Origin of the sequence: Parabacteroides faecis (assembly GCF_014647375.1) — a bacterium.
In the GTDB taxonomy this organism is placed as follows: Bacteria; Bacteroidota; Bacteroidia; order Bacteroidales; family Tannerellaceae; genus Parabacteroides; species Parabacteroides faecis.
This window is the reverse complement of sequence record NZ_BMPB01000017.1, coordinates 20,038-35,374: the sequence shown is the minus strand read 5'-3', so window position 1 is coordinate 35,374 and position 15,337 is coordinate 20,038. Positions and strand designations below refer to the sequence as shown.

Below are 15,337 nucleotides of genomic sequence, written 5' to 3'. Positions count from 1 at the left end.
ACTCCCGTGTTTCATATGTTTATAGTTTAGTGATTAACATTCTCCCATTACTTCTTTCAAATCCTGTTCGAATTCAGCTATATCTTCGCCGGTCGTATCCCAGGAAGTAACCAGGCGGGCCTCATTGTTTTCTTCATTCCACATATAGAAGAAATAACGCTCCTGGAGTTTTTTCAACGGTTCGGATGGGATCGTGAAGAATATCTGATTCGTTTCTACTTTCTGCGTAAATTGTATCTGCGGATATTGTTTGAGCGCAGCAGCCAGTTTCGCTGCACTGATATTTGCCTTCATAGCATTTTCAAGCCACAGGTTATTTTCCAGATAAGGGATAAACTGAGCTGAAAGGTAACGTAGTTTGGAAGCCAGTTGAGCCGACTGTTTTCTGTAATACTGCAGGTTTTCCGTAATTTCCGGACGGAAAGAAACGACAGCCTCTCCCATCATCATACCGTTTTTTGTACCGCCGAAACTTAAAATGTCGACACCGGCGTCTACCGTCACTTGCTTCATGGAACAATTCAGATAGGCACAGGCATTCGCCAGACGTGCACCGTCCATATGCAAATACATATTATGAGCATGCAGTAAGTCTGCAATCGCTTTCACCTCTTCAATCGTATAGACTGTACCCAGTTCTGAAACCTGAGAAATATAAACGGCTTTCGGTTGCGAATGATGGCAAACGCCAAAGTTATGTAAACGCGGCTTGATCAGCTCCGGAGTAAGTTTGCCGTCGGTGGTCGGGATCGTAACAACCGCACAACCGGTCATACGTGCCGGAGCACCGCATTCATCGACATTAATATGTGCCGTTTCCGCACATAAAATACTATTGAAAGGACGTGTTACGGCCTGCAACGCTACCGAATTAGCGCCAGTCCCGTTAAAAACAAAGAATGGAGATGCCTCTCCACCGAATATACTCTTGATCTTTACCACTGCGGCAGCTGTCCAGGGATCGTCGCCATATCCGATCGCATGATCCTCATTTGCTTTTATCACAGCCTCCATCACCAAGGGATGGACACCAGAATTGTTATCGCTTGCAAAACTTCTCATTGTGTTTTAGAATTTTGCAGTAAAAGTACGTATTTATTCATTAATATGTCATTTTTATCATCCATATATTAAAAAAAGAAGGAGCTTCCAAACGGAAACTCCTTCTTTTTATTAACTTGTTTATTAGAATATTAACCACTATCCCAGGCGGAAATCCTTCAAAACTTTTTGCAACTCCTGGCGGGCAAAGAAGATACGACTCTTTACGGTTCCCAGCGGTACATTCAGTTTATCTGCTATCTCATTATATTTATAACCACTTAAAAACATGGAGAAAGGAACTTTCAATTCATCATTCAATCCATTAATGGCCTTTGTGATTTCCTGAATCTGATATGCTCCGTCCGGAGAATCAAACCCTGAATCATTAACGACGTCCAGATTATACAAATCAACACCTTGATCAACAACTGTCTGCGTACGAACTATCTTATGATAGTTGTTTATGAAGATATTACGCATGACGGTCAAGACCCATCCTTTAAAATTAATATTATCAACAAACTTTTCCTGATTGTCCAAAACCTTCAGCGTTGTGTCCTGCATCAAATCTTGGGCGTCATCCCGATTTGCGGTGAGCATCAATGCAAAATTCATCATGTTTTCTTGCATGCTCAATAATTTTTTCTGAAATTGCAACGCATTCATATTACTTACTATTTATAAAAGGTTAATACCGGTTAAGTATAGCCCCTCACTATTGAGAGACAATACAAATATAGGAAATATTATTGATATCGAATGTCGCTTTGAGAAATATTAATATTAAAAATCGTAACTTAATATATTTATAACAAACACTGCTGAAAATGAACAGCTTTTGCAAGTTGTAAACTTGTACAAATACAAAATTTACAAGTTATATGTTACAATTTTCAAGAAAGTACAAAAAGTATAGATAATTAGACAAAATGATGAAAAATTCAGGACTCTTGTTTTTGCTGTTATTTCTTTTGGTAACAACCTTTAAATCAAAGGGAGAAGAGCAAAAGATCGTCTACCAGATAGATATAAAGAAAGAGATAGATAACACCACCCGTATCTATCTCCGTAACGGATTGGAAGAAGCCAAATCGTTGGGAGCGGATGCTATCCTTCTCCACATGAACACTTATGGAGGACTGCTCGAAGCTGCGGATTCAATGCGTACGGCAATTTTATACAATCCGATACCCGTCTACGTTTTTATCGACAACAATGCCGCTTCGGCAGGAGCACTTATATCCATTGCGTGTGAAAAAATATTTATGAGAAAAGGCGCCAATATCGGGGCAGCAACCGTCGTCAATCAGACTGGGGCCGCTTTACCCGACAAATACCAGTCATATATGCGCTCCATGATCCGATCGACTGCCGAAGCACACGGAAAAGATACGATCATACAAGGAAAGGATACGACTTTCAGATGGAAAAGAGATCCGCTGATCGCCGAAGCCATGGTAGATGAGCGCGTTGTCGTTCCCCAACTGATCGACTCGGGAAAAGTCCTTACTTTCACAGCCGACGAGGCTTTGGAATGGAGATATTGCGACGGCATTGCAGAAACACCCGGTGAAGTAATTACAAAGTATCTGGGATATAACGATTACGAATTGAAAACATATAAACCGTCCTGGTATGACGACCTGAAAGGTTTCCTGATGAATCCTATGCTGCAATCGTTACTGATCATTATTATTATCGGGGGAATTTACTTCGAGATGCAAACACCCGGTCTCGGCTTTCCATCAGCAGCAGCCGTTGCCGCAGCTATACTTTACTTCGCTCCCTTATATATCGACGGCCTGGCACAAAACTGGGAAATCCTGGTATTTATAATCGGCTTGTTATTGATTGCGGCGGAGATATTTATCATACCCGGATTCGGGATAGCCGGTATCAGCGGGATCATTTTCCTGGTAGCCGGATTAACCCTTAGTTTACTGAATAATACGGATTTCAATTTCGAAGAAGTCTCCACCAAGGAAATCGGCGAGGCAGTCCTTACCGTTCTGATCGGACTGGGACTGGGTTTCGTTCTGATGATCTGGCTGTCCAACAAAATAGGGACAAAAGGCATGTTGCGGAAAGTAGCACTCCATAAAGATCTGGAAGATGCCCATTCCTCGCCTTCCCTCGCCCCACTGATCGGAAAAGAAGGAACAGCCTTCACCGTTCTGCGCCCTTCGGGCAAAGTGATGATCGACAACGAACTCTATGACGGCGTATCCGATTCAGGTTTTATCGAAAAAGGGACGAAAGTGAAAGTCGTCCGTTTCGAGAATGCACAAGTCTATGTGGAGACATTCACCCTATAGTACCAGTTTATCATTACCGGGCACACGCTCATAAAGGATACGTTTATCGACGACCACATATCGCAAGGCATCGATCGCCAGCAGGTCGCTTAAAATATTCCTGGCCGTGTAATAATTTACATGGCCGATACGGCAAAGCTGTCCGGCATTGATAGATGGATGTTCGTCCAGATAGGCAAACAGGCGTTCCACCGGTTTGCTGATCTTCACCAGTGTCCCGTCTTTCCTACGCTTTTTCTCCCACGAAAGCATCAGGATCTCATTGGCCAGGATATTTTCATCGGCAACACGTATATAGGCCTTATATTTATCTTCCTTATCAGGTGCCAGGTGGGGCTTATCCGTACTGGGCGCAATATAAACTTCCAATACGGTTTTTCCGTTTATCTCCCAGCGGGTGGCTTCAAACGGAACTTCCGGCTGAGTATACATTTTTGATGCAGCCTCGATCATATAATACTCTTCTTCACTACGGACACCGGAGATATTCCCGTTATCTTTCACCCCTATCAGCAACCGACCGCCATCGGTATTGGCAAAAGCAGACAAGGTACGGGCAATCTTTTTACTATCGCTTACCTCGAACTTGAAATCGAGCTGTTGATGCTCGCCCTGTTCAATCAATGCTTCTATCGGATGTTTCTTCTTCATTTTGGCTCATTATTTGACCGGCAAAATTAAAATAAATGTCTAACTTTGCCAACCGAAAAAGAGTGAAAGCATGTCACAGATCCCTTCATTAATTTCAGACCTGGCAGTAATACTGATTTCTGCGGGGCTTGTTACTTTGCTTTTCAAGAGATTAAAGCAACCGGTCGTACTGGGCTATATTGTTGCCGGAATTCTGGCAGGCCCGGCTATAAAAGAAATTCCCACAGTTTCAGACGTAGAAAGTATCCGTATCTGGGCAGACATAGGCGTTGTCTTCCTGCTTTTCGCCCTGGGGCTCGATTTCAGTTTCAAGAAGCTGATGAAAGTCGGTGGAACAGCGGTGATCGGGGCAGTCACAGTCGTTATCGGGATGATGACGTTCGGTTATATCACCGGATTATCGCTCGGCTGGGGACATATGAACAGTCTTTTTCTGGGCGGAATGCTCTCAATGTCGTCCACCACGATCATATTCAAAGCTTTTGACGATATGGGACTACGCAACCAGCGGTTTGCCGGAGTCGTATTCGGTATACTGGTCGTAGAAGACCTGTTTGCCGTCTTGCTGATGGTCTTGCTCTCCACACTTGCCGTAAGCAAACATGTCGAAGGCATGGAATTACTGGACAGCGTGATTAAGCTAGGTGTCTTTCTCCTTTTCTGCTTTGTCGTCGGTATTTACCTCATCCCTTCTTTCCTGAAGAAAGCGCGGACATTCCTCAACGACGAAACGCTGCTGATCGTCAGTCTCGGTCTATGCCTGGGGATGGTCATGATCGCGACCAAAGCCGGTTTTTCATCTGCACTGGGTGCTTTCGTTATGGGTTCGATCCTGGCTGAAACGATCGATGCCGAACATATCGAACACATCGTAAAACCGGTAAAAGACCTGTTCGGTGCCATCTTCTTCGTTTCCGTCGGCATGTTGATCGATCCGGTATTGCTTTGGGAATATAAGATCCCGATCCTGATACTGACCCTCGTTGTCATGATCGGACAAATACTTTTTGCCAGTTTCGGAGTCTTGCTGTCAGGACAGACAGTCAAAGTCGCCATCCAATCGGGTTTCTCCCTGGCACAGATCGGCGAATTTGCTTTTATCATCGCTTCCCTGGGGTTAACACTCAAGGTGACTGATAATTTCCTCTACCCGATCGTCGTCGCTGTTTCCGTCATAACGACCTTTTTCACCCCTTATATGATACGTATGGCGGAACCTGCCTATAAAATAGCCGAACGGCTCATTCCTGCCAGCTGGATGAATTTTCTCGAACGTTATTCTTCCGGCTCTAACACGATCCGGCAGAAAAGTGCCTGGGACAAGTTGCTAAAAGCGTTGGTACGTATTGTAGGTACTTATACCGCCGTCACCCTGGTACTGATCTTTATCTGGCTGCAGTTCGTGGCTCCGTTCATCATCAAACAACTTCCCGGCATACAAGGACAAAGCATTTCACTGGTCCTGATCCTTCTTCTGATCTCTCCGATGCTGCGCGCCATCATGATGAAGAAAAATCATTCGGTGGAATATGAGCAATTATGGCATGACAACAAATATAACCGTGGTCCGCTCGTCTCCCTGATCGTGCTGCGTATTATATTATGTATAGGACTCGTTATGCTTCCGATCGCACGATTGCTGAATACAGCCCTCGGAATAGGGATTGCAATCGCCGCCACAGTCATTGCCCTGGTCATTTTCTCCAAACGGTTAAAAAAACAGTCGATCCTGATGGAACGCCACTTCTTCACGAACCTGACTGCGCGGGAGATGGAAAACGAACGGAATGCCCCCATCAACCAACGATTTGCCAGCCATTTGCTGGAGCGTGATCTTCACCTGGCCGACTTCGAAGTAAAACAGAATTCTCCCAGTATGGGCAAAACACTTAAAGAGCTTAACTTCCGACAGAAATGTAATGTAAATATCGTTACGATCATCCGCGGAAGCAAACGTATCAACATACCGGGAGGAAACGAACGGCTTTATCCGTTCGACAAGCTGGTCGTTGTCGGTGCCGACGACGATCTGAGCCATTTCCGTAAATATATAGAAGAACGCTATAAAGAATCGATGAATAACCTGCAGGAAACAAAAGAGGTGAACATGGAGCAATTCTTTATCAGCGAAGGTTCAGGACTGATCGGCCGGACCATTCTGGAATCGGGTATTCGCGACAATTCCGGCTGCCTGGTCATCGGGATCGAACGCGACTCCCACTCTATCAAGAATCCGCCTCCCACTACGGTTTTCGAACAGGGAGATATTGTATGGATCGTCGGCGAGCATGAAAAAGTGTTACGTCTCAGCGAAGGAAAAACAGTAAGATAATCAACTAACGAATAAAACAACCGGATATGAAATTTATAGGAATAATACCGGCAAGATATGCCTCCACCCGCTTTCCGGGGAAACCGTTGGCCGACATGGCTGGTAAACCCATGATACAACGCGTGTATGAACAGGTAAAAGATGTACTGGATGCCGTATGTGTCGCCACCGACGATACCCGGATCGAAACAGCCGTAAAAGCTTTCGGCGGAAATGTCGTCATGACTTCCGACCAGCACCGGAGCGGTACAGACCGCGTTTACGAAGCCTACACCAAAGTAGGAGATGGTTATGATGTCGTTGTCAATATCCAGGGAGACGAACCTTTCATCCATCCGGAACAGATCGAAACATTAAAAGGATGCTTTACCGATACCGATACACAGATCGCCACGCTGGTAAAACCTTTCCGGCCGGACGATGATTTCGAAACAACACTGTTCAATGCGAACTCACCGAAAGTCGTTCTCAACAAGAACAGCGAAGCCATGTACTTCAGCCGTTCCATCATTCCCTATATGCGTGGGAAAAATTATCAGGAATGGTTACCCAACCATACTTATTATAAACACATCGGTTTATATGCCTACCGGGCCGATACACTGAAAGAAATCACCAACCTGCCGCAATCACCGCTGGAACTTGCCGAGAGCCTGGAACAACTCAGATGGCTCGAAAACGGCTACAAGATAAAAGTCGGCATTACCCAGCAGGAAACGATAGGCATCGACACCCCGGAAGACATGGAGAAGGCACTCGCTTTTCTCAACCGATAGCATAACCGGATATAGCAACCAACAGCAATACCAGTAAAAGTCCGGTTGTAATGGAGACAGACAATATACTGATTTTCATATGCCGGACTTTTTCAAACTGTGTAGCTACCAATACACATGCCAGCACGATAGCCGGGAAAAATGCCGGAAGCCATGCATGCGGGTACTGATATGCATCTTCCTCCGAAAGCGAATACAACTCTTTCAGAAATTCAGGCAGTAAAATACCTGTTATCAGCAGTAAAGCCCAGTATACCCAATGTTTTTCTCCTATTTCCGCTTCATACAGCAACACCAGAATGACAAAAATAAACAACCGGCTACCCACCAGCGAATAGACTACGAACAATAAAGCAAATCCCGCTACCCAGGAAAGCCATTTCGTCTTTATCAACGTATAGCCACAGAATATATAGAGTGTCAGAACCAGGGACAGTATAGAATTCAAATGGTAATAATGACTACAATAAGTTCCCCATTCCAATATCACCGGAAACAAGGCATACAAAGGAGCCATTCCCCCTACATGAAATTTCTTTAATATAAAAAGAGAAGCCCACCATTCCGCCAACAATACCAATGCTATCAGAACAGCACCTCCACCGACGGGAACAAGCAGGGAGGTAAGAGTCCTTGCTAAAGAACAAGCAAGCCATGCCGGTTTACCCCAATATCCGGACAACACTTCCGGTAAACTCGTAATACTTACCATCTGTTCTTTCAGAAACAAACGATCAGGATCAAAAAACTGGAAAAAGAGAATACATAACAATGCAAAGAGTCCAGCTACGCTCTCTTGCAAAAGCCTTTCTTTCTTATTCATCAGTAAACCGTTTTAGACCAATACCAAACCCTTCAAACCGGAACTTGCTAATCCGACAAAATAAGTCGTCAACATAATCATAATCCACATAGGTTGACATATTCCAATAATGCAAATATATGAATATTTCAATACAACGTACACCAGATTACTTCAAATTCAAGCGATTGATTAAAATATACAACTTATTTAAATAATCGGTCATAAAAAAAGGCATGCCCGCGTCTTTCGACCGGCATGCCTTTCTTTTTATCTTTCCCTAAAGGGAACCTTATTATCTTTTCTTTTTCTGATCCTGCTGTTTCTTTAACTGCTCCTGCTGCATACGTTGTGCTTCTTCCAAACGTTTCATGAAACCTGATTTCTTCTGCGGTTTCTTTTTGTTTGCTTCCAGCTTGGCGAGCAACTTATCCTCATTGATCGTATAGCGGAATACTAACGTCTGAATGATCGTGATCAATGTAGAGATGAAGTAGTAATAAGTCAAACCTGACGCATACTGGTTGAAGAATACCAGGAACATCAGCGGCATCATATACATCATGGCCTTCATACCCGGCATCTGCTGTTGTCCGGTATTGGTCATTTCCATATTATACTTGGTATAGATAACGTTGGTAATCGTCATCAACAAACAGAATAAACTGATATGGTTACCGAAGTACGGAGTAATAATAGGAATGTATTTATTCCAGCTGAAAATCGCATCATAAGTCGACAAGTCATGTGCCCAAAGGAAACTCTGGTGACGCAACTCGATAGCCGACGGGAAGAACATGAACAGCGCAATCAATACCGGCATCTGTAACAACATCGGTATACAACCCGCCATCGGACTGGCCCCGGCACGACTATACAACTCCATCGTAGCGCGCTGACGCTCCACGGCCTTATCCTGCCCCGGATATTTTGCGTTCAACTCTTCCACCTGCGGGCGAAGTACACGCATTTTCGCAGATGACATATAAGACTTATAGGTCAATGGGAACAGAATCAACTTAACAATGATCGTCATCAATAAGATGATCAGGCCATAACTCTTGATATATTTGCCCAGGAAGTCGAACATCGGGATAACGAAATACTGGTTCACCCAGCGGAATACACTAGCCCCGAGCGGAACCAGGCGTTCCAGATCCAGCTGCTGGTCGGAAGCGATCCCCTTGTCGTACGATTTCAACAACGGATAACTGTTCGGTCCGAAGAAATAACGGAAAGTCGTCGCCTCATTACCTCTCAGGTCGAAAGGCACCGCCGTTGTTGTCTTGAACTCTTTAACGATACCGTCGGCTTCAACCATCTTAGAATCGAAAGTAGCGCTTTCAAAACCTTCGTCAGCGATCATCACTGTCGAGAAGAACTTATCTTTATAAGCGATCCATTTCAGACGGCCCGACACTTTCTTATCTTCGCTCTTGCTTTCGCTCAATTGTTCTACGCCGTCAGCCAGGAATTTATAATACAAGGCTGTATATCTGTTCTCATATTTGATACCTTGTTCCTGCTGGCGGATCTTCTGTCTCCAAACCATGTCCAGAGCAGTCGTACTCGGAGCCAGGACACCGTTCAGACCCGTACCTTTGATATCGAACTGTACCATGTAGTCGTCCGGCTTGATCGTATAGATAAAGTCCAGCGAACTACCTTCGCCGGCATTCACCCGCATAACCAACTGGTTCGGGTCCTGTGTTTTTACCGGAGTAAAAAACAGTTCGGCCGTATTCAACACACGGTTCGTTGCTGTCACCAGGGTAAAATCGAGAGATGCCTCTTTCCCTTCAAACAGGACAACCGGTTTATTATCATACGTGGTATAATCTTTCAGGCGGGCATACGAAATACGTCCCCCTTTATTACTGATATGCAATTCGATCAGGTCATTCTCCAGAACAGTTACATCGTCTGCTCCTGTCATAGCTGCGGCAAATACCCCGAAACTGCTTTCCAACCGGGCTGTTCTTGCAGAGTCCGGCAGATTATCAAAAGAATTATCGGCAGTGCTTTTACTTTCTTCGCGCTGCATTTCAGCCTGTCTGGCCAGTTCGATCTTCGCGATCGAATCCTGATACTGGCGCTGAGCTTCCAACTGCTCAGGCGTCGGTTTGTTTAACCAGCTGAATGCAAATAAAACAATACCAATAAGCAGAAAACCAATTAATGTGTTTTTATCCATCTATAACGTTGTTATTTATTATCAATAGCGGCTTTCACAAAGCTCACGAAAAGTGGGTTCGGATTAACTACCGTACTGTTATATTCCGGATGGAACTGAACTCCTACAAACCATTTCAAAGCAGGGATCTCGACCACTTCCACCAGACCGGTCTCAGGATTTTCTCCCGTACATTTCATTCCGGCTTCTTCAAACTGCTCGCGATACTGATTGTTGAATTCAAAACGGTGACGATGGCGTTCCTGAATATGTTCTTTTCCATAAGCTTCATAGGCTTTTGAACCTTTTTCCAAAATACAATCATAAGCTCCCAGACGCATAGAACCTCCCATATTGGTAACATTCTTCTGTTCTTCCATCAGGTCGATCACCTTGTAAGGCGTATTTGGTTCCATTTCGGTCGAATTAGCTTCTGTCAGTCCCAAAACATCGCGGGCATATTCGATCACCATGCACTGCATACCCAAACAGATACCCATGCAAGGCACATCGTTTTCACGGGCATATTTCAGAGCGGCAAACTTACCTTCGATACCCCGCTGTCCGAATCCCGGAGCAATCAGGATACCATCCATGTCTTTCAACTGTTCAGCGGCATTGGCTTCCGTCAGTTTCTCTGAATGGAATAAATGCAGGTCCAGTTTGCGATCGTTATAGATAGCGGCCTGCAACAATGATTCGTCGATCGACTTATAAGCATCCTGCAATTCCACGTATTTACCGACCAATCCGATCTTTACTGTTTCAGTAGCATCCGTCTTTTTCTTCAGGAACTCTTTCCAGGGTTTCATTTCCGGAGTCGGTCCTACTTCCAGTCCCATCTTTTTCAAGATAGTAACATCCATATTCTGACGCTGCAATACCAGCGGAACTTCGTAAATAGTCGGAACATCGACCGACTGCACAACAGCATCCGCATCAACATTACAGAACAAAGCGACCTTGCGTGTAATATCGTTGCTCAACAGATGTTCGGTTCTCAAAACCAATACATCCGGCTGGATACCCAGTTCCTGCAATTGCTTAACCGAATGTTGTGTCGGCTTTGTTTTAAATTCTTTGGCAGCCGCAATGTAAGGTACATAAGTAAGATGTACGCACATACAGTTCTTACCCAGCTCCCATTTCAACTGACGCACACTTTCGATGAACGGCAACGATTCGATATCACCTACGGTTCCACCGATCTCTGTGATCACAAAGTCAAACTTATATTTCGAACCCAACAGTTTCACATTCCGTTTGATCTCATCGGTAATATGAGGAACTACCTGCACAGTTTTACCCAGGTAATCGCCTTTACGTTCTTTATTTATTACACTCTGATAAATACGGCCTGTCGTAATATTGTTCGACCGTGTGGTCGGAACATTCAGGAAACGTTCGTAGTGTCCCAGGTCCAGGTCCGCTTCATGTCCGTCTACGGTTACATAACATTCACCGTGCTCATAAGGGTTCAATGTTCCCGGATCGATATTAATGTAGGGGTCAAACTTTTGGATAGTAACCTTGTAGCCTCTCGCCTGAAGGAGTTTACCCAATGATGCAGCAATAATTCCCTTACCTAAAGAAGAGACTACGCCGCCCGTAACGAAGATGTACTTTGTATCTGCCACGATAGTAATATTTTAATTGTCTTTTAATTGCTCACTCGCATTTCAAAACTGCAAAGTTAGTTATTTTCATTCAGACGACAAGGGTATGGAAGTTTTTTCAACCTTAATTTAATACAAACAACCGCATAGGCATCCGGTACATACGGCATGCCCGGAAACTATTTTTCACATCCCGTAAAACTAACAGCAGGATTACAGCTAACTATTTATAAGTAGTAGGACATATCTATGATAACATGTACACCTTATTATATATATGTAGTACAGGTTACGCCCGATAAGTAGTACACCTTATGCTTAGTTGTATATATAAGAGACAATAGTTTCCGGTAATACGCCGGTTAACCGGCCGGCATGAAAAACTTAGTGGAATGGCATCTGCTGTATAAAGTTCTGACTTATATAACATTTTGTTTAACTGCCCGTTATAAAAACAGATAAGTTAAGATTGTTATATCATGTAAAAGATTAGCACATCTCATACTTTTTATCTAATTTCGCATCGTAGATACTAAAGATTGTAAATTAAAAGGTATTATGGTTATCAAGAGATACTTCATTCTGTTTTCTATACTTTCATTACTGGCAGGCGTGGCAAATGCGCAGGAAGGAACTATCATTAGCGGGACTGATGTTACCAATGCAGAACAAAGTGATGTGACAGATACTATCCCACTGATTGAAATAGAAGATCCGGACCTGGATAATATTATAAGCCTGCGGGCACAATTCGAGAAACAAAACCGGTCGTATTCCGCTCCGGTTACTCCCAATGAGAATCTGCTTCGTTTTCTAAAGAAAGACGAGGTCGAACTGTCTGATGAAGCGATGTATTGGGCACACTTGGTACGTGACGCTTCCACCATATTCGACAGCAGTGTAACTTTTCAGGATACGATCCTAGTAAACCCGCTGTTCCTTCCTATCATATTTAAGGGGAAGCTTCTACCGGATGATCTTTCTTATTATGATAAAGATGCCTGGAAGACCAGAGTCGATATTCCGCTTCCTTTTACTCCGGACACTATATTCAAGGAAGAAATGCTAAGACGGCAGATTCAAAATAAAGCATATAAATATGTAGAGGCAAACTACCCGAACTATTTCCGGTATTCAATGAGAGATCTGCCCCAGGATAAAGTGATAGCCAAGGTCATCACAAAACCGACTTACCAGCCGGAAATGATCAAAGTGGAAAGTGAAGCAGACTTCAGCGATGTGGATGCTCCGGTAAAATTCATACCGGAAAGACGTTTCTGGACGTCACACTTTGAAAGCGCGATCCAGTTCGCGCAGAATTATATATCCCCGAACTGGCACAAAGGTGGTGTCAGTGCACTGAATCTGACTAACCGTCAATATTTCGTTTATAATTACAATAAAGATAAAGTTCAGTTCACAAATGAACTGGAATGGAAAACGAATGTCTACACAGCACCAAAAGACACCTTGCGTGACTATAAAATAGGTGATGATGTCCTACGTCTTCACAGCAACATAGGTTATAAGGCTTTCAATAAATGGTTCTATACATTAGATGCGACATTCCAAACGCAGATGTTTAGCAACTATGCAGAAAATACAGATAATAAACTAGCTGGATTTCTCGCTCCGCTCAATGTCAATATCGGTCTCGGTATGAAATATGACTTAAATAAAACTTTTGCTAATAAACGTCATAAAAAATTATCGTTGTCAGCCAACTTGGCTCCGTTATCTTATACATTTATGTATAGTACGGACAAAGACATAGATTTAGGCCGTCACGGTTTCAAAAAAGATGAAGCTACAGGTGAATTCGAACGCAAGTTAAGTCAGTTCGGTTCTACGATTAATGCAACCATGACATTTCAGTTTAACCGAAACGTAAGCTGGTATTCACGTTTTTACTATTTCACCAGTTACGATCGTATGTTAGGAGAATTTGAAAATCGTCTGACTATGGCTATAAGTCGCTTTTTCTCAACTACTATATCGCTTAACTTGCGTTATGATGATGCAGTAAGTAAGAATGAAGACTTCGACAGCTATCTGCAGATCAACGAGGTGTTGAGTTTCGGCTTCAATTACAAATGGTAAGTTGAAGACGATTATTTCTGTAATAAACTTTGTTAATCGTGACATATTATCCAAATAATCCTTACTTTTGCCCTGGTTTTGCAATGTCGAGATTACAAACATGAGCGAAAGTATCAATCACAACGGTAGAATCGAAAAGATCGAAGGCGATACGATCTTTGTCAGGATCATTCAACAATCGGCCTGTTCCGGTTGCCACGCAAAAGGTATGTGCAGCGCATCCGACCAGAAAGAGAAGGTCATTGAAGTGAACGATCCCAACTCCGACAGATTCCACATAAACGAGGAGGTTACACTATGCGGCCAGAGCTCGCTCGGACTACAGGCAGTGTTACTGGCCTTTGTTCTTCCGTTAATCATTGTAGTCGCGGCCATTGTAGCAGGAAATTATTTGCAATGGGACGAAACAACCAGCGGGTTAACCGGTCTATTACTATTAGTTCCCTACTACTGCATACTATATTTTTTACGCGAAAAACTAAAAAGAAAATTCATATTTACCTTGAAAAAACTTAATTGATCAAATATCATGATTTTAATTGCCGTTATTTCATTAGGAGCCATTGGAGCCATCGGTGCAGTATTTCTCTACGCCGCATCCAAGAAGTTTGAAGTATACGAAGATCCCCGCATCGCAGAGGTTCAGGAAGCATTGCCCGGAGCCAATTGCGGAGGTTGCGGATACCCCGGATGCGGTGGTTTTGCTGCAGCCTGCGTAAAAGCCGATTCACTGGAAGGACTGCTTTGTCCTGTAGGCGGAGCCGAAACGATGGGTAAAGTTGCTTCAATCCTCGGTATGGAAGCTGCCAGCGCAGAGCCGATGGTAGCAGTAGTGCGTTGCAACGGAACTTGCCAGGCCCGTCCGCGTACAAACCGTTACGATGGTGTACAGAGCTGTGCCATCGCTTCCTCTTTATATGGAGGAGAAACGAACTGTACATTCGGTTGTCTCGGTTATGGCGATTGCGTAAACGCCTGTACTTTCGATGCCATCCACATCAATCCGGAAACAGGACTACCCGAGGTAAACGATGACAAATGTACATCATGCGGTGCCTGCGTGAAAGCCTGTCCGAAAAACATTATCGAACTACGTAAGAAGGGACCGAAATCACGCCGTATCTTCGTTAGCTGTGTGAATAAAGACAAGGGAGCAGCAGCCCGCAAGGCTTGTTCCAATGCTTGTATCGGTTGCGGTAAATGTGTGAAGGAATGTCCGTTCGAAGCCATTACGCTTGAGAACAATGTGGCTTATATCGACTACCGCAAATGCCGCTTGTGCCGCAAATGTGTAGCCGTATGTCCGACCGGAGCGATCCATGAACTAAATTTCCCGCCCCGTAAAGAAGCTGCCCCTGCCGTGGACGCCGACAAAGTAAAGCCTGTTGCCCCGAAAGCAACACCGGCTCCGAAAACTGCCGAAACAACTCCGAAAGCAGAAGCTACAACTAAAGCTGAACCGACTGCAAAAGCAGCCACAGCGCCTGAAACAAAAACAACAGAAGAAACAATTCAAAAATAAAAATCT

General features: G+C 44.0%; 12 protein-coding genes. 6 read left to right on the top strand and 6 right to left on the bottom strand.

The genetic code is table 11. From position 1 onward, the window contains the following. Positions 1 to 33: 33 nt before the first annotated feature. Together IEY67_RS22205 and IEY67_RS22200 are read right to left on the bottom strand one after the other, a co-directional pair. The gene (locus IEY67_RS22205) at positions 34 to 1,062 is read right to left on the bottom strand and encodes a threonine aldolase family protein (protein ID WP_183672408.1); all 1,029 of its coding nucleotides are present in this window, start codon (positions 1,060 to 1,062) and stop codon (positions 34 to 36) included. Between the two features lie 138 nt (positions 1,063 to 1,200). Then, positions 1,201 to 1,710, bottom strand: coding sequence for an RNA polymerase sigma factor (locus tag IEY67_RS22200; RefSeq protein ID WP_028728578.1), 510 nt, complete (start codon positions 1,708 to 1,710; stop codon positions 1,201 to 1,203). Positions 1,711 to 1,976: 266 nt separating this feature from the next. On the opposite strand from IEY67_RS22200, the gene IEY67_RS22195 reads away from it, so the two are divergent. Beyond that, positions 1,977 to 3,359 carry an NfeD family protein gene (locus IEY67_RS22195; protein WP_122375360.1) on the top strand — a complete coding sequence of 461 codons (1,383 nt, stop codon included), beginning with the start codon at positions 1,977 to 1,979 and terminating at the stop codon, positions 3,357 to 3,359. On the opposite strand, the gene IEY67_RS22190 is transcribed toward IEY67_RS22195, so the two are convergent. After that, complete coding sequence (locus IEY67_RS22190; RefSeq protein ID WP_183672407.1) at positions 3,354 to 4,010, bottom strand: AlbA family DNA-binding domain-containing protein; 657 nt, start codon at positions 4,008 to 4,010, stop codon at positions 3,354 to 3,356. The genes IEY67_RS22195 and IEY67_RS22190 overlap by 6 nt on opposite strands. Before the next feature lie 70 nt (positions 4,011 to 4,080). Here IEY67_RS22190 and IEY67_RS22185 point away from each other — a divergent pair, with 70 nt between their 5' ends. Continuing rightward, positions 4,081 to 6,342 (top strand): monovalent cation:proton antiporter family protein, encoded by a 2,262-nt coding sequence (locus IEY67_RS22185; protein ID WP_183672406.1) that lies wholly within the window; start codon positions 4,081 to 4,083, stop codon positions 6,340 to 6,342. A gap of 26 nt (positions 6,343 to 6,368) precedes the next feature. Beyond that, positions 6,369 to 7,118: a 3-deoxy-manno-octulosonate cytidylyltransferase gene (gene kdsB, locus IEY67_RS22180; RefSeq protein ID WP_183672405.1), complete on the top strand. Its 750-nt coding sequence runs from the start codon at positions 6,369 to 6,371 to the stop codon at positions 7,116 to 7,118. Here kdsB and IEY67_RS22175 read toward each other — a convergent pair. The 3 genes from IEY67_RS22175 to pyrG all read right to left on the bottom strand — a co-directional run bounded on the left by IEY67_RS22175 (position 7,108) and on the right by pyrG (position 11,730). Further along, positions 7,108 to 7,941, bottom strand: a complete 834-nt coding sequence (locus tag IEY67_RS22175) for a DUF6057 family protein (RefSeq protein WP_183672404.1) — start codon at positions 7,939 to 7,941, stop codon at positions 7,108 to 7,110. The two genes, kdsB and IEY67_RS22175, sit on opposite strands and share 11 nt — an antisense overlap. Before the next feature lie 274 nt (positions 7,942 to 8,215). Beyond that, positions 8,216 to 10,114 (bottom strand): membrane protein insertase YidC, encoded by a 1,899-nt coding sequence (gene yidC / locus IEY67_RS22170; protein WP_183672403.1) that lies wholly within the window; start codon positions 10,112 to 10,114, stop codon positions 8,216 to 8,218. An 11-nt stretch (positions 10,115 to 10,125) separates the two neighbouring features. Beyond that, positions 10,126 to 11,730, bottom strand: a complete 1,605-nt coding sequence (gene pyrG / locus IEY67_RS22165) for a CTP synthase (protein WP_122352036.1) — start codon at positions 11,728 to 11,730, stop codon at positions 10,126 to 10,128. Between the two features lie 537 nt (positions 11,731 to 12,267). Here pyrG and IEY67_RS22160 point away from each other — a divergent pair. From IEY67_RS22160 to IEY67_RS22150, 3 genes are all read left to right on the top strand, one after another. Beyond that, the gene (locus tag IEY67_RS22160; protein WP_183672402.1) at positions 12,268 to 13,809 is read left to right on the top strand and encodes a DUF3078 domain-containing protein; all 1,542 of its coding nucleotides are present in this window, start codon (positions 12,268 to 12,270) and stop codon (positions 13,807 to 13,809) included. A 100-nt stretch (positions 13,810 to 13,909) separates the two neighbouring features. Continuing rightward, complete coding sequence (locus IEY67_RS22155) at positions 13,910 to 14,329, top strand: SoxR reducing system RseC family protein (RefSeq protein WP_122352034.1); 420 nt, start codon at positions 13,910 to 13,912, stop codon at positions 14,327 to 14,329. Between the two features lie 9 nt (positions 14,330 to 14,338). Then, positions 14,339 to 15,331, top strand: coding sequence for a Fe-S cluster domain-containing protein (locus IEY67_RS22150; RefSeq protein WP_183672401.1), 993 nt, complete (start codon positions 14,339 to 14,341; stop codon positions 15,329 to 15,331). Positions 15,332 to 15,337: the final 6 nt, after the last annotated feature.

Coding starts and splice junctions, on each gene's coding strand:
- IEY67_RS22205 (WP_183672408.1), bottom strand. CDS start 1,062: ATGAGAAGTTTTGCAAGCGATAACAATTCTGGTGTCCATCCCTTGGTG.
- IEY67_RS22200 (WP_028728578.1), bottom strand. CDS start 1,710: ATGAATGCGTTGCAATTTCAGAAAAAATTATTGAGCATGCAAGAAAAC.
- IEY67_RS22195 (WP_122375360.1), top strand. CDS start 1,977: ATGAAAAATTCAGGACTCTTGTTTTTGCTGTTATTTCTTTTGGTAACA.
- IEY67_RS22190 (WP_183672407.1), bottom strand. CDS start 4,010: ATGAAGAAGAAACATCCGATAGAAGCATTGATTGAACAGGGCGAGCAT.
- IEY67_RS22185 (WP_183672406.1), top strand. CDS start 4,081: ATGTCACAGATCCCTTCATTAATTTCAGACCTGGCAGTAATACTGATT.
- kdsB (WP_183672405.1), top strand. CDS start 6,369: ATGAAATTTATAGGAATAATACCGGCAAGATATGCCTCCACCCGCTTT.
- IEY67_RS22175 (WP_183672404.1), bottom strand. CDS start 7,941: ATGAATAAGAAAGAAAGGCTTTTGCAAGAGAGCGTAGCTGGACTCTTT.
- yidC (WP_183672403.1), bottom strand. CDS start 10,114: ATGGATAAAAACACATTAATTGGTTTTCTGCTTATTGGTATTGTTTTA.
- IEY67_RS22160 (WP_183672402.1), top strand. CDS start 12,268: ATGGTTATCAAGAGATACTTCATTCTGTTTTCTATACTTTCATTACTG.
- IEY67_RS22155 (WP_122352034.1), top strand. CDS start 13,910: ATGAGCGAAAGTATCAATCACAACGGTAGAATCGAAAAGATCGAAGGC.
- IEY67_RS22150 (WP_183672401.1), top strand. CDS start 14,339: ATGATTTTAATTGCCGTTATTTCATTAGGAGCCATTGGAGCCATCGGT.